Source organism: Mesorhizobium sp. LCM 4577, from assembly GCF_001854795.2.
GTDB classification, from domain to species: domain Bacteria; phylum Pseudomonadota; class Alphaproteobacteria; order Rhizobiales; family Rhizobiaceae; genus Mesorhizobium; species Mesorhizobium plurifarium.
The window spans coordinates 229,121-254,424 of record NZ_MDDU01000055.1; the positions used below are offsets into that span (position 1 = coordinate 229,121).

At 63.9% G+C, this 25,304-nt stretch carries 18 protein-coding genes; 10 read left to right on the forward strand and 8 right to left on the reverse strand.

Going from position 1 to position 25,304, the window contains the following annotated elements; all coding sequences use genetic code 11:
• Window positions 1-18: 18 nt before the first annotated feature.
• Window positions 19-5,715, reverse strand: coding sequence for a HAMP domain-containing protein (locus tag LCM4577_RS32960; RefSeq protein WP_071074829.1), 5,697 nt, complete (start codon window positions 5,713-5,715; stop codon window positions 19-21).
• Window positions 5,716-6,046: 331 nt separating this feature from the next.
• Here LCM4577_RS32960 and LCM4577_RS32965 point away from each other — a divergent pair, with 331 nt between their 5' ends.
• Together LCM4577_RS32965 and LCM4577_RS32970 are read left to right on the forward strand one after the other, a co-directional pair.
• Window positions 6,047-7,066 (forward strand): aminopeptidase, encoded by a 1,020-nt coding sequence (locus LCM4577_RS32965; protein ID WP_071074853.1) that lies wholly within the window; start codon window positions 6,047-6,049, stop codon window positions 7,064-7,066.
• 49 nt (window positions 7,067-7,115) lie between these two features.
• Window positions 7,116-7,745 carry a class I SAM-dependent methyltransferase gene (locus tag LCM4577_RS32970; RefSeq protein ID WP_244510861.1) on the forward strand — a complete coding sequence of 210 codons (630 nt, stop codon included), beginning with the start codon at window positions 7,116-7,118 and terminating at the stop codon, window positions 7,743-7,745.
• A gap of 25 nt (window positions 7,746-7,770) precedes the next feature.
• On the opposite strand, the gene LCM4577_RS32975 is transcribed toward LCM4577_RS32970, so the two are convergent.
• Both LCM4577_RS32975 and LCM4577_RS32980 read right to left on the reverse strand, forming a co-directional pair.
• Complete coding sequence (locus tag LCM4577_RS32975; RefSeq protein ID WP_071074854.1) at window positions 7,771-8,988, reverse strand: cyanate transporter; 1,218 nt, start codon at window positions 8,986-8,988, stop codon at window positions 7,771-7,773.
• A 17-nt stretch (window positions 8,989-9,005) separates the two neighbouring features.
• Complete coding sequence (locus tag LCM4577_RS32980) at window positions 9,006-9,671, reverse strand: ankyrin repeat domain-containing protein (RefSeq protein ID WP_083354932.1); 666 nt, start codon at window positions 9,669-9,671, stop codon at window positions 9,006-9,008.
• 145 nt (window positions 9,672-9,816) lie between these two features.
• Here LCM4577_RS32980 and LCM4577_RS32985 point away from each other — a divergent pair, with 145 nt between their 5' ends.
• The 7 genes from LCM4577_RS32985 to LCM4577_RS33015 all read left to right on the forward strand — a co-directional run bounded on the left by LCM4577_RS32985 (window position 9,817) and on the right by LCM4577_RS33015 (window position 17,233).
• Entirely contained in the window at window positions 9,817-10,659 is an 843-nt protein-coding gene (locus tag LCM4577_RS32985) for a LysR family transcriptional regulator (RefSeq protein WP_041009861.1), read from the forward strand.
• A gap of 227 nt (window positions 10,660-10,886) precedes the next feature.
• The gene (gene tauA, locus LCM4577_RS32990; protein WP_041009698.1) at window positions 10,887-11,897 is read left to right on the forward strand and encodes a taurine ABC transporter substrate-binding protein; all 1,011 of its coding nucleotides are present in this window, start codon (window positions 10,887-10,889) and stop codon (window positions 11,895-11,897) included.
• Between the two features lie 58 nt (window positions 11,898-11,955).
• Window positions 11,956-12,750: a taurine ABC transporter ATP-binding protein gene (locus tag LCM4577_RS32995; RefSeq protein ID WP_040986655.1), complete on the forward strand. Its 795-nt coding sequence runs from the start codon at window positions 11,956-11,958 to the stop codon at window positions 12,748-12,750.
• Entirely contained in the window at window positions 12,747-13,595 is an 849-nt protein-coding gene (locus LCM4577_RS33000) for an ABC transporter permease subunit (protein WP_071074830.1), read from the forward strand. Before LCM4577_RS32995 ends, LCM4577_RS33000 begins: the two co-directional genes overlap by 4 nt.
• A 42-nt stretch (window positions 13,596-13,637) precedes the next feature.
• Entirely contained in the window at window positions 13,638-14,798 is a 1,161-nt protein-coding gene (gene ssuD / locus LCM4577_RS33005) for an FMNH2-dependent alkanesulfonate monooxygenase (RefSeq protein WP_040986659.1), read from the forward strand.
• A 140-nt stretch (window positions 14,799-14,938) separates the two neighbouring features.
• Window positions 14,939-16,399, forward strand: a complete 1,461-nt coding sequence (locus LCM4577_RS33010; protein ID WP_071074831.1) for a phospholipase D-like domain-containing protein — start codon at window positions 14,939-14,941, stop codon at window positions 16,397-16,399.
• A gap of 24 nt (window positions 16,400-16,423) precedes the next feature.
• Complete coding sequence (locus LCM4577_RS33015) at window positions 16,424-17,233, forward strand: endonuclease/exonuclease/phosphatase family protein (RefSeq protein WP_071034513.1); 810 nt, start codon at window positions 16,424-16,426, stop codon at window positions 17,231-17,233.
• Window positions 17,234-17,241: 8 nt separating this feature from the next.
• Here the strand turns inward: LCM4577_RS33015 and LCM4577_RS33020 are convergent, their stop codons facing one another.
• The 5 genes from LCM4577_RS33020 to LCM4577_RS33040 form a co-directional block, all read right to left on the reverse strand.
• Window positions 17,242-19,233 (reverse strand): glycoside hydrolase family 127 protein, encoded by a 1,992-nt coding sequence (locus tag LCM4577_RS33020; RefSeq protein ID WP_071074832.1) that lies wholly within the window; start codon window positions 19,231-19,233, stop codon window positions 17,242-17,244.
• Between the two features lie 19 nt (window positions 19,234-19,252).
• Window positions 19,253-20,110, reverse strand: coding sequence for a carbohydrate ABC transporter permease (locus tag LCM4577_RS33025; RefSeq protein WP_071074833.1), 858 nt, complete (start codon window positions 20,108-20,110; stop codon window positions 19,253-19,255).
• Entirely contained in the window at window positions 20,110-21,030 is a 921-nt protein-coding gene (locus tag LCM4577_RS33030; protein WP_071074834.1) for a carbohydrate ABC transporter permease, read from the reverse strand. Before LCM4577_RS33030 ends, LCM4577_RS33025 begins: the two co-directional genes overlap by 1 nt.
• Window positions 21,031-21,211: 181 nt before the next feature.
• Window positions 21,212-22,459: a sugar ABC transporter substrate-binding protein gene (locus LCM4577_RS33035; protein WP_071074835.1), complete on the reverse strand. Its 1,248-nt coding sequence runs from the start codon at window positions 22,457-22,459 to the stop codon at window positions 21,212-21,214.
• Between the two features lie 69 nt (window positions 22,460-22,528).
• The gene (locus LCM4577_RS33040; protein WP_071074836.1) at window positions 22,529-23,578 is read right to left on the reverse strand and encodes a LacI family DNA-binding transcriptional regulator; all 1,050 of its coding nucleotides are present in this window, start codon (window positions 23,576-23,578) and stop codon (window positions 22,529-22,531) included.
• Between the two features lie 349 nt (window positions 23,579-23,927).
• Between LCM4577_RS33040 and LCM4577_RS33045 the strand changes: the two genes are divergently transcribed.
• Entirely contained in the window at window positions 23,928-25,241 is a 1,314-nt protein-coding gene (locus LCM4577_RS33045) for an outer membrane protein (protein WP_040986675.1), read from the forward strand.
• The last annotated feature ends 63 nt before the right edge of the window (window positions 25,242-25,304 follow it).

Genomic DNA, 25,304 nt, shown 5'->3' on the forward strand with positions numbered 1-25,304 from the left:
CTTTGCATTGGCGACCCGTCACATGGCCGCCACAAGCTTCTCTGCCGGCTGGGCGTGCTGTCGCGATCGACCGATCCAGACCCGGAGCAGCGCGAGCAGAAGGTCGAGGTCCACAGGCTTTGCTATGTAATCCGAAGCACCGGCATCAAGGCACTTTTGCCGGTCGCCCTTCATTGCCTTGGCAGTCACCGAGATAAGGGGGACGTGCGCGATCGATGGCATGCCGCGTATCTGCCGCATCGTCTCATAGCCGTCCATCTCAGGCATCATGATGTCGATGAGCGCGACATCCATGTCTGGATTTTGCTCGAGCAGCGCGATGCCATCGCGACCACGCTCGGCATGCAAAACCTGGATACCATATGTTTCGAGCACGCTGGTCAGCGAATAGATGTTGCGGATGTCGTCGTCGACGATGAGGACTTTGGCGCCGGCAAGGTCGGTCTTGTCCGATCGTTGGGAGGTCGCGGCCCCATTGGTGTGWCTGTCTCGCGGCAGGGTTGCCGACATCAGCAGCGCCAACTGGCCAAAATTCTCGGCACGGGCAACGTCCGCCAATTCCGGCTTGAGCCCGATCAGTTGCTCCAGAGCCTCCGGATAGGGTGCGAAGAACACGAGCTTGGATGACAGGCTCTCGAGCGAGGCCGCGATCTCCTCAATCATCTTGGCGTTGTCCTTGCCCGACCTCCCAAAGCCCAGCACAATCGCGTCATAGATATCGAAGTCTATTCCCCGACCATTTGCAGCGATCCGACCGACAGGTGTGACGGAAGTGACGCCATCGCGGATCCCTTCGACCAGGGCAAGCCGCCGCTCGGGATCGGCATCCACGATCAGGACATTGCGCTGGATGCGCAACTGGCTCGATTGAATGTCCTCGAACACCTTCATGAGGTCGTCAGATGACACAGGCTTGGTCGAGACGCTGGCGGCGCCATTGCGCAACAGGCCCGCCGTATCTTCCGCACCCGAGATGACATGGATCGGGATGCCGGCGGTCTTGGGATCGTGCCGCAAAAGATCGAACAKCACCCAGCCATCGATATCCGAAAGACCGAGGTCCAGCGTGATCGCATCCGGCACCAGCTTCCTGGCGAGCGCTACTGTCCCGGAGCCTGCGGTGGACAAGACGCCCTTGAGGCCCGCCGAGCGCGCCATGCCCAGCAGCAGTCCTGCAAAGGTGGGATCGTCCTCTACGATAAGCACGACCCTGTCTTCGGGCGAGAGGGCATCGCGATCGTCGATCAATTCCGGGACGGAAACACCAGCCGCCGGAGCCACCACCTCCTGTTCGACAATCACGGGCTGCGGAACCGCTCTCGGACCCTCCATGGGGATTACGAGCGTGAATGTCGATCCCTTGCCTGGCGTGCTCTCCACCCTCAGTTCGCCTCCGAGCAGCCGCGCGATTTCACGGCTGATCGACAGGCCGAGCCCGGTGCCGCCATATTTGCGGCTGGTGGTGCCGTCGGCCTGCTGGAAAGCCTCGAAGATCAACTTCTGCTTATCATCGGGAATGCCGATACCGGTATCGGTGACCGCGATAGCGAGCGCCTTCGGCGCCTGGGCACCGTTGCGCCGCGCGGTCTTCTCCGGCCTGAAGGTGAGGCTGACGTTACCGGTCGACGTGAATTTGAACGCGTTCGACAACAGATTGAGCACGATTTGCTGCAGCCGCTTCTCGTCGGTGCGCACTGTCTCCGGAAGTCCCGGGTCAAGTTCTATCGTGAAGCCCAGTCCCTTGTCGGCGGCCAACTGACGGAACGTGCGTTCCATGTGCTGGCGCAGATGCGCCAGCGGCATGTCATTGATCTCGACGGAAACGGTGCCGGACTCGATCTTCGACAGGTCGAGGATGTCGTTGATGAGACTGAGCAGGTCAGTACCGGCCGAGTTGATGGTGCGGGCAAACTCGACCTGCTTGTCGTTGAGATTTCCCTGCTGGTTGCTGGCCAACAGATTCGAGAGAATGAGCAGCGAGTTCAGTGGCGTGCGGAGCTCGTGGCTCATATTGGCCAGGAATTCGGATTTGTACTTGGAGGTCAGGGCGAGCTGTTCGGCCTTCTCCTCAAGTGCTCGCCGCGCCATTTCGATTTCCAGGTTCTTGTTCTCCACCTGCTTCTTTTCGTTTTCGAGCAGCTGCGCCTTTTCCTGCAACTCCTCGTTGGTGGCGTGCAGTTCCTCCTGCTTCTTGGTTAGTTCCGTCTGGCGTGCTTGCAATTCCGAGGTCAGCAGTTGCGACTGTTTGAGCAACCCTTCAGTGCGCATCGTCGCCGCGATCGTGTTGAGCACGATGCCGACCGATTCCATCAGTTGGTTGAGGAACGACTGGTGCGTGTCGCGGAACTCGCTGAAGGAGGCAAGCTCGATCACGGCCTTGACTTCCTCTTCGAAGAGCGCGGGCAGGATGATGACGTTGGCCGGTGTGGCGTTGCCGAGGCCCGATGTGATGCGCAGGAAGTCCGGCGGCACATTGTCGAGGACGATCGCGCGCTTGTCGGCGGCGCTTTGGCCGATCAAGCCCTCGCGCCAATCAAGACGCTGTTTCATCGCCGACTTGCTTTCAGCCCCGTAGGACGCGGCGAGCTCGAGATAGGACTCGTCTTCTTCCCGGTTGGTCACATAGAAGACGCCGTATTGCGCATTCACCAGCGGCGCCAGCTCGGACATGATCAGGCGCGACACCGTCGCCAGATCGCGCTCGCCTTGCAACATGCGCGAGAACCGCGCCAGATTGGTCTTCAGCCAATCCTGCTCGGCGTTCTTGAGCGTCTGATCCTTGAGGTTGCGGATCATCTCGTTGATGTTGTCCTTGAGTGCCGCCACTTCGCCTGACGCCTGGACGCTGATGGATCGTGTCAGATCACCCTTGGTCACTGCCGTCGACACTTCGGCGATAGCTCGCACCTGCGTGGTGAGGTTGGCTGCCAGCTGATTGACATTGTCGGTCAGGTCGCGCCATAGCCCTGCCGCGCCCGGCACGCGAGCCTGGCCGCCGAGCTTGCCTTCGATGCCGACCTCGCGCGCGACGTTTGTCACCTGGTCGGCAAAGGTGGCGAGCGTCTCGATCATGCCATTTATGGTATCGGCCAGCGAGGCGATCTCGCCCTTGGCATCGACGGTGAGCTTGCGGCGCAGATTTCCCTGCGCCACCGCGGTCACGACATCCGCGATACCGCGCACTTGGTTCGTCAGGTTGGTGGCCATCAGGTTGACGTTGTCCGTCAGATCCTTCCAGGTGCCGGCAACACCCTCGACGCGGGCCTGGCCGCCGAGTTTGCCCTCGGTACCGACCTCGCGCGCCACGCGCGTCACCTCCCCGGCGAAGGAGTTCAGCTGATCGACCATGGTGTTGATCGTCGACTTCAGCTCCAGGATCTCGCCTTTGACATCCACGGTGATCTTTTTCGACAGATCGCCGCGTGCGACGGCGGTGGTCACTTCAGCGATGTTACGCACCTGGCCGGTGAGGTTTTCGGCCATGGAATTCACGTTGTCGGTGAGGTCCTTCCATGTGCCCGCAACACCTCGGACTTGGGCCTGGCCGCCCAATTTGCCCTCGGTGCCAACCTCGCGTGCGACACGCGTCACCTCGCCGGCGAAGGAGTTGAGCTGGTCGACCATGGTGTTGATGGTGGATTTCAGCTCCAGGATCTCGCCTTTGACGTCGACGGTGATCTTCTTGGAAAGGTCGCCAAGGGCGACAGCCGTCGTCACCTCGGCGATATTGCGCACCTGGCCGGTCAAATTCGCGGCCATGGCATTCACATTGTCGGTCAGATCCTTCCACGTGCCGGCCACGCCGCGAACCTGTGCTTGCCCACCCAGCTTGCCGTCGGAGCCGACCTCGCGCGCGACGCGCGTCACTTCCGAGGCAAACGAATTGAGCTGGTCGACCATCGTGTTGATGACGTCCTTGATCTGCAGGATCTCGCCCAAGGCATCGACCGTGATCTTCTGCGTCAAGTCGCCAGTGGCGATCGCGGTCGCGACCTTGGAGACGTCACGCAGTTGCACGGTGAGATTGCCGGCCATTGCGTTCACATTGTCGGTCAAATCCTTCCAGGTGCCGCCAACGCCTTCCACATGAGCCTGCCCGCCAAGCTTGCCTTCCGAGCCGACTTCACGCGCCACGCGCGTCACTTCCGAAGCGAAGGAGTTGAGCTGATCCACCATCGTGTTGACGGTGTCTTTCAGTTCCAGGATTTCGCCCTTGACGTCGACCGTGATCTTCTTCGACAGGTCGCCGCGCGCGACGGCGGTGGTCACTTCGGCGATATTGCGCACCTGGCCTGTAAGATTGGCAGCCATCAGGTTGACACTGTCGGTCAGGTCCTTCCAGGTGCCGCCGACGCCCTTCACGTCGGCCTGGCCGCCAAGCTTGCCCTCGGTGCCGACTTCGCGGGCAACGCGCGTCACCTCCGACGCAAAGGAATTGAGCTGGTCCACCATGGTGTTGATGGTGTCCTTGAGCTCCAATATCTCGCCCTGAACGGCCACGGTGATCTTCTTCGACAGATCGCCAGACGCGACCGCCGTCGTCACTTCGGCGATGTTGCGAACCTGTCCGGTCAGGTTCTCGGCCATCGAGTTCACATTATCCGTCAGATCCTTCCAGGTGCCCGCGACACCACGTACCTGGGCCTGGCCTCCCAGCTTGCCCTCGGAACCGACCTCACGCGCCACGCGGGTCACCTCGGAGGCGAACGAGTTGAGCTGGTCCACCATCGTGTTGATGGTGTTCTTCAGCTCGAGAATTTCGCCCTTCACATCGACGGTGATCTTCTTCGAAAGGTCGCCGAGCGCGACGGCTGTCGTGACCTCGGCGATGTTGCGGACCTGACCGGTCAGGTTCTCGGCCATCGAATTGACGTTATCGGTAAGGTCTTTCCAGGTGCCGCCGACGCCTTCGACGCGCGCCTGACCGCCGAGCTTGCCTTCGGTGCCGACCTCGCGCGCCACGCGCGTCACTTCCGAGGCGAACGAATTGAGCTGGTCCACCATCGTGTTGATGGTGTTCTTGAGCTCCAGGATTTCGCCTTTCACGTCGACGGTGATTTTCTTCGACAGGTCGCCCGAGGCGACGGCCGTGGTGACTTCGGCGATATTGCGGACCTGTCCGGTGAGGTTGGTCGCCATGGCGTTGACGTTGTCGGTCAGGTCTTTCCAGGTGCCGGCCACGCCCTTCACCCGCGCCTGGCCACCGAGCTTGCCTTCGGTGCCCACCTCGCGGGCAACGCGCGTCACCTCCGAAGCGAAGGACCCCAACTGCCCGACCATGGTGTTGACGACCTTGCCGATGCGGAGAAACTCGCCTCGCAGAGGCCGGCCGTCGATCTCCACCATCATGGTTTGCGACAGGTCACCCTTGGCAACCGCACCAATGACGCGAGCCACCTCGGTGGTCGGCTGAACCATGTCCTCGATCAGATCGTTGACGGAGCGGACGCTTGTTTCCCAGCTGCCCGTGGCATTGCGCACGTGGCCGCGCTCACCGATCCGCCCGTCCTTGCCGACCACCCTGCTCAGCCGCTCGAACTCGCGCGTGACCTGATCGTTGATCTCCACGATCTGGTTGAAGGTGTCTGCGATATCGGAATCGAGGCCTTCATAGACATTGTCGATACGCACAGAGAAATCGCCCCGGCGGAAGGCCTTGAGCGCGTTCAAAATCTGGCGGCGGTCCAATTGCGGCTTGGATCTCAACGTACTCACAGCGCCCCCTCACAGCCCCGGCTGATAGCGATAAAGACTGTCGTGAATGAAAAACGTCCCCTTGCGGGCACACTCCCGCGAGAGGCACAACGCGCGAGCCGTACTTCGGTTCCATTTAGACGGGCGGTAACCTGTCCATGAGCGCCGCATGGCGCATGATCCGACGCCGGCTCGTCAAATCGACAGTAGGCAGCAGCGTTCTCTGGTCTTGACGAAGCAGGTCCGCCTGTTTGAGACATGAGGAGCATGGGAACATTTGCTCCCGAGGAGAAGAGCAGGCGGTGGGCAGGCTTTGAAGCGCATTTTTCGATTGCTCGCCGCTGCAGTCCTGATGTCCGGCGTGGCCGGATGCACCAGCATTTCCTATTATGCGCAGTCGTTGGAGGGCCATGTCGAGATCATGGCCGCGCGGAAGAATGTTGCGACGCTGATCCATAATCCGTCGACGCCGGAACCATTGCGCGCCAAGTTGACCTCGGCCAGCGCCATACGCCGCTTTGCCACGGAAGAACTGGCGCTGCCCGACAACAGCAGCTACCGCAGCTATGTCGATGTCGGCCGCAATGATGTGACCCTGGCGGTCTTCGCCGCGCYGCAATTCTCGCTCGCGCCGGTAACATGGTGCTTTCCGGTCTTCGGATGCGTTCCCTACAAAGGCTATTTCTCGCGCAAGGACGCGCTCGAAAATGCCGCTCAACTGCAACGACAGGGGCTGGACGTCTATGTGACGGGCATTACGGCGTATTCCACGCTCGGCTGGTTCAGCGACCCGTTGCTCAGCACCATGCTGCGCCAGAACGACACCTACCTCGCAAGCCTTGTTTTCCACGAGCTGGCGCACCAGAAAGTCTATGTGAACGGCGACTCCGCGTTCAACGAGGCTTTCGCGGTTTCCGTCGAAACCACCGGTACAAGGAAATGGCTGCGCGCCACCGGCAATCGCGCCGGATTGCGCAGCTACGAAATCGACCACAAGCGCAAGGCCGATTTTCTCGGACTGATCGCGAAGACCCGGGACGAGCTGCGACAGGTCTATGGAAGCCCGCGCGGTCCGGAGCAGATGGCGGCCGCCAAGGCAGCCACGATCGACAGGCTGCGGACGCGCTACCGACAAATGCGCGACCGGCGATGGGCCGGATACCGCGGCTACGACGCCTGGTTCGACAGCCCGATCAACAACGCAAAGCTTGCCGCGACTGCCGTCTACGGCGAAGAGGTTCCAGCGTTCCTTCGCTTGTTCGACTTATGCGCGCGCGACTATCCGAGGTTCTACGCATCCGTTCGACGGATCGGAAATCTGCCCGCCACCTCCCGGGCCGAAGCGCTCAAGACCGTGGCTGCGTGTAATTGACCTTGTAAGGAATTCCGGGGGCCGTGGGCAAATGTTGGACAATTATGAGGTGGACAGGTTCGGTGTGATCCACCAGATCGACTTCACGCCGATCAAATACGACAAGAAATATATTTCCTACTATGAGGACCTGAGCGACCGGACCATCAAGCTCGGCTATCAGCGGCTTGGCTGGGTGCTCGGCATCACCGGTGAGGTTCCTCGCTCGGTGCTGGAAATCGGATATGGTACCGGGACGTTCATCGAAGCCGCCAAGATAACCGGCGTCGCCGATTGCGCCGGCTGCGATATCGCCGAGTTCCCGCTGCCCAAGGGTGTCCGCTTCGTCGATTGGAATCAGGCGCTCGCCGGCTCATGGGATCTTGTCGCCATGTTCGACGTGCTCGAGCACATCCCGGACCTGAGCTTCCTCTCGCGCCTTCAGGCTCGCCACCTGGCCGTCGCCGTCCCTTATTGCCGCTGGCGCGAGCTCGGCACCGACGGCGACGCGTGGTTCGCCAAGTGGCGCATGCGCCTGCCCAACGAGCACCTGCACCATTTCGACCGCGACTCGCTGGTGGCGCTGCTCGCAGCCGGCGGCTTCGAATGCGTGACGCTGAACTGCTTCGAGGACGGGATCCGGCTACGGCCGGGCGAAACGGGTCCGAACATCCTGTCGGGCTTCTTCAGGAAGCTTTAGGCGGGTTCCGGCTGGTGAGCCTGCATCACGCCGCGACCGGTTCAGGTGTCCGTAACTTCATTGCCGGCGCATAACTGCCGGGCGCAAGGCGGAAAGTCAGCACGGTGACGATCGATATGCAGCCGAGATGCAGCAGCCAGCCGGCGCGAAAACCGCCGGTCATGTCGTGCAGCACCGCGACGATCCAGGGCGGTATCGCGGCGACGAGGAAGCCGCCGCCTTGCATCATGGCCGACAGCGCGCCGGCTTCCGCCGGGTCCGGCAGATGTTCGAGCGCGACGATCATGGTGAGCGAGAAGGAGCCGCCGAGCCCCGCTCCCAGCAGCAGCGCGAGGATGAAGGGCGCGGTCCCGGGCTGCAGGATCAACCCGGCAAAACCAGCGCCCTGCATGGCCAAGGTCAGCCAGAGCCACGGCCGGCGGTCGGCACTCTTGCCGGCAAGGGCCGGCAGCAGCAGGGCCGAGAGCGCCTGCCCTACGGCCATGACCGCCAGCAGGCCGCCGCTTGAGCCGCTCGTCCAGCCCTGTTCCTGATAGTAAGGCGCAAGCCATGCCACCGCGGTCGAGTAGCCGCCATTGACGAGGCCGAAGCAAGCCATCAGCAGCCAGGTGCGCGGCCGCTTGAGAAGGGCCGCCGCCGCGTTCATGCCTTGCGGGCGGACGGCGTCGCGCGGCAAGCAGGCCAAGGCGAGCACCGCTGCGATCAATGCCGGCAACGCCATCCAGGCGAGCCCGAAATGCCAGTCGCCCGAGGCCGTGGCGATCAGCGGCGCGAGCTGCGCGCCAACCGCGCCGCCGCCCATCAGCATCGATGAATAAAGCCCCATCACGAGGCTGACATGGCCGGGGAACTGCCGCTTGACGATGCCGGGGAACACAGCCTGAACGACGGCCGCCCCCAGGCCGAGCAAGGCGGCGGTACCTATCATCCCGAAACCGGTCGACACGAAGAGGCGCAGGAAGGACGCGAGGGCGAGGATGGCCAGCGCCGCGATGACCGCCCGGCTGGCACCAATCAGCGCCTGCAGGGAAGGACCGGCAAAGGCAAGGATCCCCATCAGCAGTATCGGCACCAGCGTCAGCAGCGCGACGCCCTGGGTGCCGAGACCGGTCTCGGCACGCACGCCCGCCGCCAGCGGACCGATGCCGGTGATGAACGGCCTGAGGTTGAGCCCGACCAGGGCGACCATGGCAAGCATGAGAACGCGGCTGGAAGTCGCCTCGATGCCCTTTTGTCCGTTCATGGCACCGCCCATTCTTCTCAGCTTGCGCCAGCGGCCGTGAGGAGCTTCTCGATCTCCTTGAAGCCGCGGTCCCGCGCATGCCGCAGCGGCGTCACGCCATCGCCGTCGGCGAGATCGACGTCGGCTCCGGCCTTGATCAGCACTTCGACGATCTTTTGGTGGCGCTCGCCGCCGTCGCCGAGAATGATCGCCTCGAGCAGCGCGGTCCAACCGAGCTTGTTGACATGGTCGACATCGACACCGGCCTCGAGCAGCGTGCGCACGGTCTCGACATGGCCGCGCTCCGACGCCGGGATGAGGGCGGTGCCGCCATAGCGGTTGATGCTCTTGAGATCGGCGCCATGCGCGAGCGTCAGCTTGAGGATTTCGAGATGCCCACGCGCCCCGGCGTAGAGGTAAGGACTGTCCTCGATATTGTCCTTGGCGTTGACGTTCGCACCGGCAGCGATCAGCGCCTTGGCGGCTGCTATCTTGTTCTCGTGCGTGGCGACAAGGAGCGGCGTGGCGCCGGTGCCGTCGCGCGCATCGATCGCGGCGCCCTGCGACAAAAGCCTGCCGATGGCGCCCACGTCGTCGGCGGCGGCCGCTGCATGCAAAGGGGTGGTGCGCATGGTTTCTCCTGAGGCGATCGCCGAAACGGAAGCGAGCGCCAGCAAGGCAAAAGCAAAAAAGAGACGACGCATTCCTGGCTCCTGCGGTAGCGGCCACGCATGGCCTTGTCCGCGCTTCCAGATAGGGCCGCGCATCTACATTTAGAAATTAAATATATGCATCCACCGCATTATGATTTTAAATGACCGATACCGATGCACCGACGAAACGGAAAAGATGCTCGATCCGCGCCTTCTGCGTTCCTTCATCGCGATTGCCGACGCCGGCAGCTTCACGCAGGCCGCGGAGCGGCTCAACATGACGCAATCGACGATCAGCCAGCAGCTTGCCCGGCTGGAGGACGCGGTCGGCCAAAGTCTGGTCGATCGCGACACGAGGCCGATCCAGCCGACGGCCGCGGGCGAACGCCTGCTAGGCTATGCGCGGCGCATCCTTGCCTTGCAGCATGAGGCGGAAACGGCGCTTGGCGATCCGGCCGGCACCGCGCCGGTGCGGATCGGCGTGCCCGAGGATATCGTCAATTCGCAGATGGCGGAGGTGTTCGGCGGCTTCGCCAAGAACAACCGCGCGGCGCGGCTGGACGTCACCGCCGGCCTGAGCCGGGACCTTGCCCGGCGTTACCGCGCCGGCGAGTTCGACATCGTGGTGGTCAAGGAAGCGGTGGCCGAGCCCGACTGCCGGGCGAGCTTTCCCGAACCCCTGGCGTGGTTCGAAAGCGCTGACCGTCAATCCGATTGGGCCGATCCGGTGCCGCTCGTCGCCTTTCCGCCCGGCGGCCTCTATCGCGAGGCCATGTTCGAGCGGATCGAACGCGAACAACGGCGCTGGTACATCGCCTTCTCCGGCAGCAGCCTGCGCAACGTGCTGATCGGCGTGGAGGCCGGGCTCGGCCTCTCGTTGCTGCCCAAAAGCGCGGTGGCCGGGCGTCATGTCCGGTCCTATGCGGCGTTCGGCGCCGAACCCTCGATGGCGGTCTCGATCTATGCCTGGGAAAAAACGGGACCGATCGCGGAACTGGCCGATCGGATGACCGCGGTTCTTGCCGCCAGACAGTCGTAACGCCACGCTTCGGCCTCGCAGCCGGYGGGCCTCTGCGAGGCACGACCTGTGCCTGCGTAGAATGACCCTGCGGGATCACCTCGCATTTCAGCTCAATTCTTTTTCATCGCGGATCGCCCTTTCGGAATATCATTTCTGTCTAATTCTATCGGGTTAGTCGACTTTAATTCGCGGCCCACTGGTGGCTGCAATCGAGGCAGTGCCCTCCGTTCAAAGGATTAAAGCCCATGCGAAAATTGATTTCCGCCGCCCTTTTCGGGCTTGCCCTGGCGTCCGCGCACACCGCGGCGAACGCCGCGGACGACAAGAAAGTCGTCATCGCCTACCAGACCGGCGCCAACCCCTACAATCTCGGCATCGCCAATGGCGACCTTGCCAAGAAGACCGGGTGGAACATCGAATTCCGCCGCTTCAATTCCGGCGCCGACATCTTCGCCGCCATCGCATCCGGCGATGTGCAGATCGGCGATGTCGGGTCGAGCCCGTTCTCGGCTGCCGTCAGCAAGGGTATCGACGTGAAAGCGTTCTACATCTCGTCGGTCTCGCGTGACGGCGAGGCCCTGGTGGTGCGGCCCGAAATCAAGTCGCCGGCGGATCTGCGCGGCAAGAAGCTCGCCGCGGCGCCGGTCTCGACCGACCATTATCAGCTTCTGGCCGTGCTCAAGCAGGAAGGCATTTCCGAAAAGGAAACCCAGGTCATCGCCATTCCGCAGCCCGAGATCGTCGCAGCCTGGAAGCGCGGCGACATCGACGGGGGCTTCGTCTGGGATCCGGCGCTGTCCGAACTCAAGAAGAACGGCAAGGTCTTGCTTACCGCCGGCCAGGTCGCCGATCGCGGCGCGCCGACCTTCAGCGCGCTGGTCGTCACAGGCGCGTTCGCCAAGGCCAATCCGGAGTTCCTCGGCCAGTATGTGCGGCTGATCGACGGCTACAACCAGGCCTATCTGAGCAACCCGGCCGCCTGGGGCCCGGACTCCGAGAGCGCCAAGGCGATCGCGAAATTGCAGGGCGGCACGGCGGCCGAGAATTCGGAACAGCTGAAGACGACCGTGGTCCCGCCGCTCGACGAACAGGTTTCCGACAAATGGCTGGGGGGCGGCGAAAAGAGCGCGGTCGCGAAAATCCTCAAGGACACCGCGAGCTTCCTGAAGGACCAGCACAAGATCACCTCGATCAAGGACAGCTACGCGGCCTTCGCCGATCCGCAATACGCGGAAGTGGCCAAGGCCTCGAACTAGCAATCCCTGAAGAAACGCGATTTGGCCGGCGCGCCGGCCAAATCGCCCGGAGGCCACCATGCTTCGAATCCGCGATGCCAGTGTCACTTTTCCGGCTTCCGACGGCCAGGACGTGCATGCGCTCGATCACGTCTCGCTCGATATCGCTCCCGCTTCCATCGTTGTCGCGGTCGGTGCTTCCGGCTGCGGCAAGTCGACATTGCTGAACGCGATCGCCGGCTTCCTGCCGCTCTCCGAAGGCACCATCACGCTCGACGGACAGGAGATCGTGGCGCCAGGCGGCGATCGCGGCGTCGTGTTCCAGAAGGACACCCTGCTGCCTTGGGCCAATGTGCTGGACAACGTCGCGCTTGGCCTGAAGTACCGGGGCGTGCCGCGAGGCGAACGCCATGAGCGGTCCAGGCACCTTTTGGAACTGGTCGGCCTCGCCGATTTCGCCGAAAAGCCGCCATATGAACTGTCCGGCGGCATGCGCCAGCGGGTCGGCATCGCCCGGGCGCTGGCCACCGATCCGAAAATCCTTTTGATGGACGAACCGTTCGGCGCCCTCGACAGCCTGACGCGCGAGACGATGCAACAGTTGCTGGCCTCGGTCTGGGCCAAGACCGGCAAGCAGATCCTGTTCATCACCCACTCGATCGAGGAAGCGCTTACGCTCGGGACGACCATCGTCGTGATGTCGCCCCGGCCGGGCCGCATCGTCGCCCGCTTCGACGCCGACTTCGTGCGCGACTTCGCCGAAAGCGGCGACATCGGGCCGATCCAGTCTCACCGGCGTTTCATCGAATTGCGGCAGGAAATCCGCTCGCTCATCCACCAGCCGGAAGGCGCCCGCACAGGAACCTTGCAATGACGTTTGCCGCCAATTCCCCAACCTCGTTCCAGCCCGCGACGGCTCAGCGGAAGCCCTCTCTCCAACCGCGCCGGGCCGCATCGACAAGCACGTTCGGTATCAGCCTCGTCACGCTGGCGGGGCTGATCGCCTTGTGGTTCCTCGCCGCGCGTTTCGGCTGGGCGTCGCCGCTTTTCCTGCCGTCGCCGGCCGATGTGCTGACCCAGTTCACCGCCGTCGCGGCCGACGGCTATGCCAACGGCACGCTGCTCGACCACACGCTGGCAAGCCTCGGCCGCATAGGCGCGGCGCTCGGCGTCGGCATTTTCGTGGGCATTCCGCTCGGCCTGCTCATGGGGCTCAACCGCTGGGTCAAAGGCATCTTCAGCGTGCCGATCGATCTCTATTGGGGCCTGCCGCCGCTGGCCTATTTGCCTCTGCTGATCATCTGGCTCGGCATCGGCGAGACTTCCAAGATCGTTCTCCTGTCGCTGTCGACCTTCGCGCCCATCTGCTTTGCTGCACAGGCGGGTGTCCGTTCCGTGCCGGTCGAACGCATCAACGCGGCGCTGTCCCTCGGCGCCAGCCGGCTGCAGCTCTTCACCAGCATCGTCCTACCGTCCGCACTGCCGGAAATCCTGACTGGCCTGAAGATCGCCATCGGCGCCGGATTGTCGACACTGGTCGCGGCCGAGCTGATCGCGGCCCAGTCCGGCCTCGGCTACATGATCATGTCGGCGGCCAATTTCCTCGCGACCGATGTCGTGTTCGTCGGCCTCATCGTCATCGCCGCGCTTGCCTTCGCCTTCACCAGCGGCATGCGCTGGCTGGAACATCGCCTCATCCCCTGGAAAGGCAAGCTCTGAGGCTTGCTTCCCGGATTCCGCAATCGCTGAAGGAACTATCCGATGTCCGGCAACAACGCCCGTCCGCTCGATCTCTACTGGTATCTGCCGACCCATGGCGACGGCCCCTATCTCGGCACCGACGAGCGCCACCGGCCGGCGACCTTCGGCTATCTCAAGGAGATCGCCCAGGCCGCCGACCGGCTTGGCTTCAAGGGCGTGCTTCTGCCCACGGGCACACGGTGCGAGGACGCCTGGATCGTGGCCGCCGGGCTGATCCCGCTCACCGAACGGCTGAAGTTCCTGGTGGCGCTCCGGCCGGGCAGCGGGACTCCGGCGCTGTTCGCGCGCCACGCGGCCACGCTGGACCGCATTTCCGGCGGCCGGGTGCTGCTCAACGTCGTCACCGGGGCTGATCCGGCCGACCTAGCGGGCGACGGCAATAAGCTCGCTCATGACGAGCGCTATGCGCAGACAGACGAGTTCCTGACCATCTGGCGGCGGATCCTTTCCGGTGAGCCGGCCGATTTCGAGGGCAAGTACCTCTCGGCGCACGGCACCGACATCTCTTTCCCGCCCATTCAGCAACCGCATCCGCCGCTCTGGTTCGGAGGCTCTTCCGATGCCGGCATCGCGATCGCCGCCAAGCATGTGGACGCCTATCTGAGCTGGGGCGAACCGGTGGACCAGCTCGCCGAAAAAATCGGTCGCGTGAAAAAAGCGGCGGCGGCGCAAGGCCGCACGATCCGCTTCGGCCTGCGCATCCATTTGATCGTGCGCGAAACCGAGGACGAGGCCTGGGCCGCCGCCGACCGGCTGATCAGCCATGTCACCGACGACCTGATCGCCGAAGCCCAGAACGGCTTCGTCAACATCTCGGAATCGGTTGGGCAGAAGCGTATGTCGGCTTTGCATCAGGGCCGGCGCGACAAGCTGGTCATCGGTCCGAATCTGTGGGCCGGGCCCGGGCTGGTGCGCGGCGGCGCCGGAACCGCGCTCGTCGGCAATCCCGACAATGTCGCGGCGCGAATCCGCGAGTATCAGGAGATCGGCATCGAAACGATCATCGCGTCCGCCTACCCGCATCTGGAAGAGGTCTTCAACGTCGCCGAACTGCTTTTCCCCAAACTCGGGCTGAGCGGGGAATCCGCCCCGGCGGAACGCAGCTGGGACGTCGAGTTCGGACGCGGCACCCGCCCGAAGGTCGCTGCGTCCGCCCCGTGACATTCTTCACGCGGCAGGCAAGGAAAATGGCGCGTGCCGTCGAGGTACAGGCGGCGCATTGCCGTGCTGGCGCCCATTTGCCGGAATAGCCTTGACCGTCCGCATTGCCTTCTGCGCCGGCCCGCACAATAGTCGGGCCGATGTTCGAGGCGATTGCGAGTCACTGGTCGACGCTTATCCTGGTCCTCTCGCTGGCGATGGCGGCGGTGGGCATCGTGCACGCCATCATGACGAAGGAAGACGTGCGCGCCGCCACCGGCTGGGTGGGCGTGATGCTCTTGTCGCCTTTCCTCGGCGCGATCATCTACGCGATCGCCGGCATCAACCGCATCCGCCGCGCGACGATCAGCGCCATGCGGCCGGTCTCGCCCGAGGCCGCCGCTGCCAGGCATGACCGCGACGTCGCGCTGGAAGCCTTGATCAACGCCGAATACGGGCAACGCTTCACCGGGCTGAAGACGCTCGGCGACAGGGTGGCGCGGCGTCCGCTCACCTCCGGAAACACCATCGCGGTGCTAAAGACCGGCGACGAGGCGTATGCGGCGATGTGCCGGGCAATTGACGCCGCGCAAAGAAGCGTCCTTCTGGAAACCTATATCTTCGACAATGACGCGGTCGGAGCGCTTTTCGTCCAGTCGCTCGGCAACGCCGTCAAGCGCGGCGTCACCGTGCGGGTGCTGATCGACGCCGTCGGCGTGCGCTACTCGGTGCCCAGTATTCTGAAACAACTGAAGGAGGCCGACGTCACCGTCGATCTCTTCAACGGCAACATCGTCATGGGCCTGAGACTTCCCTATGCCAATCTCAGGACCCACAGGAAGATCCTGATCGTCGACGGCACGGTGGCGTTCACGGGAGGCATGAACATCCGCAAGGGATTCTCAGCCGAATTCGCCGGTTCAGACAGTTCGCGCGATACCCATTTCGAGGTCACCGGGCCGGTGGTGGCCGATCTGTTCGCGGTTGCCGCCGAGGACTGGCGCTTTGCCGGCAACGAGGCCTTGAAGGACGGGCCCTGGCAGGTCGAACGCGCCGCGCCGCCGCCCGGGCAGCCGATGCTGGTGCGCGCGGTCGCGACCGGGCCGGACGCGTCCAACGAAACCAATCTCAAGCTGCTGATGGGCGCGTTTTCGGTGGCGCGCAAATCGATCCGCATCATGTCGCCCTATTTCCTGCCGGACCGGGAGTTCATCAGCGCGCTGACCACGGCCGGCCGGCGCGGCGTCGAAATCGACATCGTGGTGCCGGCGGTGAACAACCTTTTCCTCGTCGACCATGCGATGACGGCGCAGTTCGACCAGGTTTTGAAGCACTATTGCCGGGTCTGGCGCCACGAAGGTTCGTTCGATCATTCGAAGCTGATGGCGATCGACGGCGTGTGGGCCTATGTCGGCTCCTCCAACCTGGACGCCCGTTCGCTGAGGCTGAATTTCGAGATCGACATGGAAGTCCTGGATCAAAACTTCGCCGCCGAGATTGACGCCCGCATCGAGGCGGCCATCTCCACCGCGCAGCCGGTGACGCTGCAGACGCTGAAGGAAAGACCCTTCATTGTCCGCGTCTTCGACCGTTTGCTGTGGCTGGGATCGCCCTATCTTTAGAGCAGGAAATCGAGCAGCAGGATCATGGAGATAGACGACATCAAAGGACGCAGCCTGCCGGAGACCGTGCTGTTGTCGATCCGCGCCAGAAATGCGCGCAAGGCGAAGGCGACGCCGCGCAAGCGCGTCAACGGCGCCGAGATCGTCGTTGCCTCCTACAACGTCCATAAATGCATTGGCACGGACCGCAGGTTCGACCCCGACAGGACGGCACGCGTCATCCGCGAAATCAGCCCCGACGTGATCGCCCTGCAGGAAGCAGACAACCGCTTCGGCGACCGCGCCGGGCTGCTCGACCTTGCCCGGCTGGAACTGGAAACGGGGCTGGTGCCGGTGCCGGTCACCGGCAACGGCAAGGGACACGGCTGGCGCGGCAACGTGCTCCTGTTCAAGCGCGGCACCGTGCGAGACGTCCACCAGCTCAAGCTGCCGGGGCTGGAGCCGCGCGGCGCGCTGGTCGCCGAAATCGATCTCGACGAGAAACGGTCGCTGCGCGTGATTGCCGCCCATCTCGGCCTTTTGCGCCGCTCGCGCTCCGAGCAGGCCCGCGTCGTCCTCGACATCATGAGCAGCGCCGACGAGAGGCCGACGCTCTTGCTCGGCGACCTCAACGAATGGCGGCTCGGCAACCGCTCGGCGCTGAACACGCTGCACACGACCTTCGGGCCTACGCCGCCGGCGGTGCCCACCTTCCCGTCGGGCCTGCCGGTGCTGGCGCTCGACCGCATCATGGGCAACCGACACGATCTGGTTTCAGGCGTCGAGGCGCATGACACGCCGCTGTCGCGCGTCGCCTCCGACCACCTGCCGCTGACGGCTTACGTGCATCTGTAGCCGGAGCCCTACCCTTCCCTCAGCCACACGAGCATCTCGCCGGGTTCGCGGTTGTCCCAGGCAAAGTACGGGATTGCCCTGACTGTCGTCTCCTCCGCTGCCGGCGGCTCTGATCGATAGAGATCGTGGCCCCATTTTTCCGTCTCGGCCCTGCTGCCTATGGCCGAGAGGGTGACGATGCCGCCGAGCAGGTTCGGCTCCTTGCGGGCCTCGAGCCTTGCTTCGCGCGGCAAGGCGATGCGGTGCAGCCCGCCGCCATTGTCGGTCTCCTCGACGCAGTAGATCAGCGGGCCGCGCGCAAGCGCGACGCGGCCGATGTCCTGGCGCACCTGCGGGTTGGCGAAGAGGCGCGCCGTCGACATTTCGAGGTCGAGCTCGACCTTGTCGCCCTGGCGCCATTCGCGGCGGATCGCGGCATAGCCGTCGGCCGTCGCCGCTTCGAGATCGACGAGCTTGCCGTTGACCCGAAGTGCCGCCTTGCGGCACCAGGACGGCACGCGCAAATGAAGCGTGAACGCAACCGGCGCCTCCGGCCCGACCTCGATCGCGACCGCGCCATCCCACGGATAGTTGCTGGTCTGGACGAGGGCAACCTGTCGGCCGGCGATCTCGAAGCGCGCGGTCGAGTCGCCATAGAGATGGACCGCCAGCGCATCGTCGGCGAGGCCGTAGAAATAGCTGCCGATCGAGGCCACCATGCGACCGATATTGGGCGGGCAGCACGGGCAGCGGTGCCACTTCCAGCGATGATGGCCGCCGCGGCTCTCCAGCGGGTTCTCGTAGAAAAACAGCGAGCCGTCGAGCGAGAGACCCGAGATCGAGCCGTTGTAGAGCGCCCGCTCCATCATGTCGGCATAGCGGGCGTTCGGACCCATGCCGAGCATGCGGCTTGCCCAGAACACCAGGCCGACCGAGGCGCAGGTCTCGGCATAGGCTGTCTCGTTGGGCAGGTCGTAATCACTGGTGAAGCCTTCATTGTGCGCCGACGGCCCGAGACCGCCGGTGACGTAGAGGCTCTTGGTCATGAGATCGTCCCAGAGCCGGTCGAGCGCTACGCGCAGCGTGTCGTCGCCATATTCCGTCGCGATGTCGGCCATGCCGGAATAGAGATACATGGCGCGCACCGCGTGGCCGACGACCTTGTCCTGCTCGCGCACCGGCTTGTGCGACTGGTTATATTCGTAGGTCTTGAAGTGATAGGCCTTCGGATCGGCGCCGCGGGCGCGCGCTTCCTCATCGAAATAATGCGGCTGCTGGCCGCGCTGGTCGATGAAGTACTTCGCGAGTTCCATGTACTTCTTCTCGCCGGTGGCCCGCGCCAGCTTGACCAGCGCCAGCTCGATCTCCTCATGGCCGCAGTAACCCTTTTTCTTGCCGGGTTCGGGGCCGAACATCGAGGCGATGTGGTCGGCATAGCGGCACATGATGTCGAGCAGCTTGCGCTTTCCCGTCGCCTGGTAATAGGCGACCGCGCCCTCGATCAGATGGCCGGCGCAGTAGAGCTCGTGGCAGTCGCGCAGGTTCGTCCAGCGCAGGCCGGGCTGGATGCGCTGATACCAGCTGGAGAGATAGCCATCCTCCTGCTGCAGTTTTTCATACATCTCGATGACGGCGTCGATCTTCTTTTCCAACTCCGAGTTGCGGCGGCGATAGAGCGAATAGGCGGCGGTCTCGATCGTCTTGCCCCAGTCGGAATCCCAGAACATCTGGGTCGTCACCGTCGAGCCGGTGAACTCGGCGCCCTGCTCGCCGGCCTCGTCGGGCGATGGCGAATGGAACGGGATGACGACGCCCGGCGACGGCCGGTCCGGATCGACCTGCTCCAGCATGCGCGCCTCGACGCAGCGATCGTAGAGAATGCCGGCGGTCTTGGCGGCGACCGCGTCGACCCGGTCGCCCCAGAAGCCGCGCATATCGACCTGCGGCACGGGCAACGGCCGGAAGGCGAGCTTCGGCCTGGCGGAGGTGCCGGTCTCGTTGGCGGGCTGCGATGCGGTCATGAGGTTCACTCCATTCGAATTACTTGACGGCCCCGGCCATGAGGCCGCGGATGTAGAAGCGCTGCAGCGCCAGGAAGAGGATCAGGCAGGGCACCATCATCACCGTGACGCCCGCCTGCACCGCGCCCCAGTCGATGGCGCCGAAGCGGCCTGACTGAAGTGCCGTCATCATCACCGGCAAGGTGAATTTGGACTGGTCGGTCATCAGCACGAGCGCGGCCAGGAATTCGTTCCAGGCGCCGAGGAAGGCGAACAGCGCGATGGTGACGACACCCGGCCAGACAAGCGGCAGCATCACCTTGATGAGCATGGTGACGTTGTTGGCGCCGTCCATGCGCGCGGCCTCCTCGATCTCGCGCGGCACGGCGTCGAAAGCGTTGCGCATCATGAAGATCGAGAACGGCAGCTGCAGCGTGACATAGACGCAGACCAAACCCGTCAGCGTGTTGTGCAGGCCGAGCCTCGTCAGCACCAGGAAGATCGGCGTCAGGATCGACTGGAACGGGATCATGATCGTCGACAGGATAAGGACGAAGAAGAAATCCCGGAACGGAAAGCGGAAGCGCGAGAAGCCGTAGCCGGCGAGCACGCTGACCAGCACCGAGAGCAGCACCGTCATCACCGAGACATAGATGCTGTTCTGCGCCGAGGCCCGGAGCCCGTCGCCGAAGGAGTTCAGCGTCTCGTAATTCTCGATGGAGAAGCCGGTGGTTGGCCAGGGCGGCAGCGGCGGCTGACGCGCCTCCTGCGCCGGCTTGAAGGTCGACAGCACCGTCCACACGATCGGCGCCAGGAACAGCACCGAGGCGATGATGCCGGTGGAATGCCTGGCGAGGCTGAAGGCCGCCTTGCGGTTCTGCGACATCGCCTCGGCCATCAGTCGAGCCCCTCGGGCTTGCGCAGCAGCCAGAGCTGGATGAGGCTCAGCGCCACCAGGATGACCAAGAGCACCATCGAAAGCGCCGCGCCGTAGCCGAGCTTGAACGAGACGAAGGACTGGTTGAAGATCCAGTAGACCGCCGTCAGCGTCTGGTTGCGCGGGCCGCCGCGCAGGATGATGTAGAACTGGTCGAAGGCGAGGATCGAGCCCGCCACCGACAGGATCAGCGCCAAGGCCAGCGTGCGGCGCATCAGCGGCAGCGTGATCGCCCGGAACCTGGCGAACGGGCCGGCGCCATCGATGACGGCGGCCTCCTGCAAATCCTGCGGTATCGACTGCAGGCCCGTCATCAGGATGATCATGGTGAAGCCGGCGACCTTCCACACCACCATGGCGATGATCGACCAGAAGGCCGGCTGGAAGGTCGCCAGAAGATTGACCTTCTTTTCGGTCAGGCCGAGGTCGTAGGCGGCGGGGCTGAACAGGCCGGAATCGACGTTGAGCAGCCAGGACCACAGCAGGCTGGCCGAAGCGAAGCCGACCACCGCCGGCATGAAGAAGGCGGTGCGGTAGAGGTTGGTGAAGGGGCGCGGCCTTTCGATGAAGATCGCCAGCGGAAAGGCGACGGCGAAGATCGCGATGGTGACGACCACCGTGTAGTAGAAGGTGAATTTCAGCGCATTCCAGAAGCGCGTGTCGCGCAGGATGGCGACATAATTGTCTAGGCCGACGAAGGAATGCTCGCCCATCAGCGGCCAGTTGTTGAGCGACATCCACGCCGTCATGCCGAGCGGGACGACGAAGAAGACGGTGACGAAGGCGACCGCCGGAAGGACATAGAGCAGGCCGATCCATTGCCGCAGGCTGGTGGCGGTGCGTGTTCGGGCGGGCGCGGAGGTGACGGCGATGGAAGCCATTTCGTTTTCATCCGTTGGGCGCGGCGTCCCCCTCCCCCTTGAGGGGAGGGTCCGGCCGCAGGCCGGGGGTGGGGTCCTCCGCGACGCACTCGACGGGGAGATAGCGTCGAGCACTGCCGCGGGCGACCCCACCCGGACCTGCGGTCCGACCTCCCCTCAAGGGGGAGGTTAAGGCAGGCGCTTACTTGTTCGGCGCCTGGTCGATGATCGACTGCATGGTCTCCTGGGCGTTCTTGATGGCGCCGTCGACGTCGTCGCCGAAGAACACCTCGTTGATCATCTGCGTCCACGGACCGTTGGCGGAGTTGATCAGGTCGTTGAACACCACCGAATAAGGCGTCCTGCCCTTGGCCATCGCCTCGGCCGCCACCTGGTAGCGCGGGTCGAGATCCTTCAGCGCGTCCTTGGCGATGTCGTTGCGCACCGGCAGGCTGCCATATTTGGCGAGGATGGTCTGGCCTTCGAGCGAATAGGCGAAGTCGAGGAACTCCTTCACCACGGCGATCTTCTTGGTGCCCTTGGTGACGACGAAATTGTCGCCGCCGGCGAAGGAGGACCAGCCGCCATCCTTGCCCGGCAGGAAGGTGATGCCGTAGTCGACGTCGGGGTACTGCGTGTTGAGCGCGCCGATGGCGAAGGCGCCGGACGGCGACAGGCCGATCTTGCCGCCGGCGAAGGCGGCGAAGAAATTGGCGCCGGTGTCGGTCTGCGCGCCCTCGGGCACCAGGCCTTTCTTGACCATCGAGCGGTAGAGGTCGATCGCGCCGCGCAGCTGCGGGCTGTCGAGCGTCGCCTTCGAACCGTCCTCCGACAGGATGTCTCCGCCCGAGGCCCAGATCAGCGGCGTGAAGGTGAAGATGTTGCAGCCGCCGCAATTGCCGGAGAAGTAGAAGCCCTTGATATCGCCGCCGAGCGCGTTGACCTTTTCGGCGTCGGCCTCGATCTCGGCCCAGTTGGCCGGCCCCTTCTCCGGGTCAAGCCCCGCCTGCTTGAACAGCTTCTTGTTCCAGATCAGCACCGAGGCGTCGGCCGAGAACGGCAAGCCGTAGATGCGGTCCTTATAGGTGCCGGTCTTCACATGCGCCGGCGAGAGGCTCGAAAAATAGGGCAAGGATTTCGCCCAGTCGGTGATGTCCTCCAGCTGGCCGGCGGCGGCGAAGGACGGCGTGTAGATCAGGTCGAGCGAGAGCGCGTCGGGCGCGGTGCCGCCGGCGGCGGCGGCACCATATTTCGGGATGATCTCGGCATTGGGAATGATGTCGAGCTTGATCTGGTCCTTGTTCGCCTTGTTGAAGGCGTCGACGATGCGCGGCATGAAGTTCGAGCCGTCGGCGCGCACCCAGATGTTGGCGGTCTCGGCGGCCGCCGCCTGCATGCCGCCGCCGATGACGGAAGCGGCAAGCATCAGCTTGGCAAGCATGGTCTTCATGTTATTCCTCCTCATGGTTCTCCTCCCGGTTTTGGCCGCGCCGCCCGGCGGACGCGTGGCCTTGTTGCTTCATCCTGGCGGACTGCCGCATGACTGACGCACCACCAGCCGGCACGGCAGTTTCCTGATGCCCGGCGCGGCCGGCTGACCGTCGACGAGCGACAGCAGGGCCAGCCCGGCTTCGCGGCCGAGGCTCGCCAAGTTCATGTCGACGGAGGTGAGCGGCGGGCGCGTCGCCTCGGCCACGATCTCCCAATTATCGAAGCCGATGACGCCGACATCGTCGGGCACGCGGATGCCGCGCTCGCGCAGCGCATCGATGACGCCGCGCGCGATCTGGTCGTTGCCGCAGAAGATGGCATCCGGCTGACCTCCCCTGCCCGCCTTGCCGAACAGTTTCTCGACTGCCTCGTGCCCCCAGCCTTCCGACCAGGCGCCGAGCAGCGGCTCGCTCGTAGTCAGGCCGTTCTCCTTCAGGACACCGCGCCAGGCCTCGGCCCGCGTATGCACCACCGCGAAGCCAGCCGGGCCGGTGACATGGGCGATGCGCCGGCGCCCGAGCCGCAAAAAATGCTCGACCGCCAGCCGCGCGCCGCCGGCATCGTCGGAGACGAGGCCGACCGCGCCGGGATCCGGCTGGGTGAAGGCGTAGACGACCGGGATGCGCAAATTGGAGAGATCGACCGGCAGGTGGCGGTCGATGCGTTTTCCCGTGGCGACGATGCCGTCGACGCGCTTGTCGAGCATGGCCTCGACATGCAGCTGGCCGAGCCGCTGATCGTCCTCGACATTGCACAGGAACACCGAGACGCCCTTGTCGACCAGCGCATCCGAAACCCCGGCCATCAGCGGCAGCGAGAAGCGGCCATAGGTATCGTTGGTGAGCAGCCCGACGGTGAAGGAGCGTTTTCTGAGCAGGCTCTGCGCCAGGCTGTTCGGCCGGAAGCCGAGCAGCCGCGCCGTCTCGCGGATGCGCTCGCGCGTCTCCGCCGTCATGCGCCCCTGCCCGTTCAGCGCCTTGGACGCCGTCGCCACGCTGACGCCGGCGGCCGCCGCCACCTCGCGCAGGGTGACGGGCGGCTTGGCAAAGACAGGCGCTGATTCGGCGTCTGAAACCATTTCCGGCGCAGGACCTCCCAAATTGAGAAAACCTTTTCTCACAGGAGCCTGCTTATTCGGACCGGGGGACGGATATCGAAACGGCGGCTTGGGAAAAGGTTTTCTCAAAGGGAGAGTAGACTGAAGGCTGACATCGCGCAAGGGTCATTTCCTGCGACTGGTCCAGCGTCAGGCAAGTGGCCGGACCAGCCGTGCCGGCCTTCCGCGGCTCACCGACCTTTTCTGGGTGCATCGCCGGAATTGCGCCTGCCGCTACGGTAGTTTGCCTATCGGTGTGGCATTTCTGCCACCACAAATTTCAACAACCCTTGCTAGAACATCGCCGGGTTTTAACTTGGGGTTATGAGCTATGTTTCTTCGTCTTTCCGCGAAATCCGTTCTGCTGGGCGCCGTTTCGGCCGTCGCTTTGATGTCGGCTGCGCATGCCGCCGACGTCGTCCAGGAGCAGGCGGCTCCCGGCTTCAACTGGAGCGGCGTCTATGTCGGCTTCGGCGTCGGCGCCGGCGCCAATGTTCACAAGCTCAGCAGCGATTTTGCGCCCGGCGTTTCGCTTAACGGCATCGGAGGCGAAGGCATCTTCGGCCAGGCGACCGTCGGCTACGACTATATGGTCTCGCAGCGCTTCCTGCTCGGTGGCTTGATCGACGCGCATGTCGGCACGATCAAGACTTCGCTTGACCTTGCCGGGCTGAGCGCTGACATCAAGGAAACGTATGGGTTCGACGTCGGCGTGCGCGCCGGTTACCTGCTGACGCCGAGCACGCTGGGCTACGTCCTGGGCGGCTACGCCTGGCAGAAGTACAAGCTCGACACCAATGCCGGCTTCGGGTTCGATTGGGACCAGGGCGGCTACTTCGTCGGCGCAGGTGTCGAAACGGCGATCAACAGCAACTGGACTCTTAAGGGCGAGTATCGCTACACGCGCTTCAGCACCAACGACAGCTTGCTCTCGGATGCCGGGCTGAATGCTCCGGACGGTGCGCTCAACCTCGATACGTCACGCCATACCTTCGAGGTTGCTGCCAGCTACCGCTTCAACGCCAATGACGGCGGGGCGGCCAGYTTCGAGACGCCTTCCTACAACTGGACCGGCTTCTATGTCGGCGGTGGGCTCGGCGCCGGAGCGGTCGTGCATCAGATCGAGATTCCGCCACTGGGCGGAGCCAAGTTCAACGGCCTCGGCGGCGAAGGCGTGTTCGGCGAGGCCAGCATCGGCTACGACCAGGACATGGGCAGTTGGGTGGTCGGCGGCCTGGTCGACGCGCGTCTCTCCGGCATCAAGTCGAAGCTTGATCTGGGTGGCATCCTGGGCGGTATCGACTCGATTAGCCTCAACGCCGACTATGGTTTCGACGTACTCGGCCGTATCGGCATGAAGGTCAACGAAGCCACTCTGGCCTATGCGCTCGCAGGCTATAGCTGGCAGCACTTCAAGCTCGATGCTCCGGCACCGCTCGATGTCGACTGGGGCTCCAGCGGCTTCTCGGTAGGCGCAGGTCTGGAAACGGCCCTGTCGGACAAGATGACGGTCGGCATCGAATACCGCTACTCGCAGTTCGAAAAGGAAGACTTCTCGGATGCATTCCCGATCCCGAGCGGTCTCGCGACGGCGACCCCGTCCTTCCACACCGTGCGCATCGACGCCAAGTACAAGTTCAACTAAGCAAAGGCCTCCAGCCAAAGCCGCAAGCCCGCCATTCGGCGGGCTTTTCTTTTACGGGTCGCC

What these genes read in the sequence shown, in the direction of transcription:
- LCM4577_RS32980 (WP_083354932.1), bottom strand. Translation starts at nt 9,671, where the DNA reads ATGCGTCGTCTCTTTTTTGCTTTTGCCTTGCTGGCGCTCGCTTCCGTT.
- LCM4577_RS33030 (WP_071074834.1), bottom strand. Translation starts at nt 21,030, where the DNA reads ATGGCTTCCATCGCCGTCACCTCCGCGCCCGCCCGAACACGCACCGCC.
- LCM4577_RS32995 (WP_040986655.1), top strand. Translation starts at nt 11,956, where the DNA reads ATGCTTCGAATCCGCGATGCCAGTGTCACTTTTCCGGCTTCCGACGGC.
- LCM4577_RS33010 (WP_071074831.1), top strand. Translation starts at nt 14,939, where the DNA reads ATGTTCGAGGCGATTGCGAGTCACTGGTCGACGCTTATCCTGGTCCTC.
- LCM4577_RS32985 (WP_041009861.1), top strand. Translation starts at nt 9,817, where the DNA reads ATGCTCGATCCGCGCCTTCTGCGTTCCTTCATCGCGATTGCCGACGCC.
- LCM4577_RS33020 (WP_071074832.1), bottom strand. Translation starts at nt 19,233, where the DNA reads ATGACCGCATCGCAGCCCGCCAACGAGACCGGCACCTCCGCCAGGCCG.
- LCM4577_RS33015 (WP_071034513.1), top strand. Translation starts at nt 16,424, where the DNA reads ATGGAGATAGACGACATCAAAGGACGCAGCCTGCCGGAGACCGTGCTG.
- LCM4577_RS32975 (WP_071074854.1), bottom strand. Translation starts at nt 8,988, where the DNA reads ATGAACGGACAAAAGGGCATCGAGGCGACTTCCAGCCGCGTTCTCATG.
- LCM4577_RS33025 (WP_071074833.1), bottom strand. Translation starts at nt 20,110, where the DNA reads ATGGCCGAGGCGATGTCGCAGAACCGCAAGGCGGCCTTCAGCCTCGCC.
- LCM4577_RS33035 (WP_071074835.1), bottom strand. Translation starts at nt 22,459, where the DNA reads ATGAAGACCATGCTTGCCAAGCTGATGCTTGCCGCTTCCGTCATCGGC.
- LCM4577_RS33040 (WP_071074836.1), bottom strand. Translation starts at nt 23,578, where the DNA reads ATGGTTTCAGACGCCGAATCAGCGCCTGTCTTTGCCAAGCCGCCCGTC.
- tauA (WP_041009698.1), top strand. Translation starts at nt 10,887, where the DNA reads ATGCGAAAATTGATTTCCGCCGCCCTTTTCGGGCTTGCCCTGGCGTCC.
- LCM4577_RS33000 (WP_071074830.1), top strand. Translation starts at nt 12,747, where the DNA reads ATGACGTTTGCCGCCAATTCCCCAACCTCGTTCCAGCCCGCGACGGCT.
- ssuD (WP_040986659.1), top strand. Translation starts at nt 13,638, where the DNA reads ATGTCCGGCAACAACGCCCGTCCGCTCGATCTCTACTGGTATCTGCCG.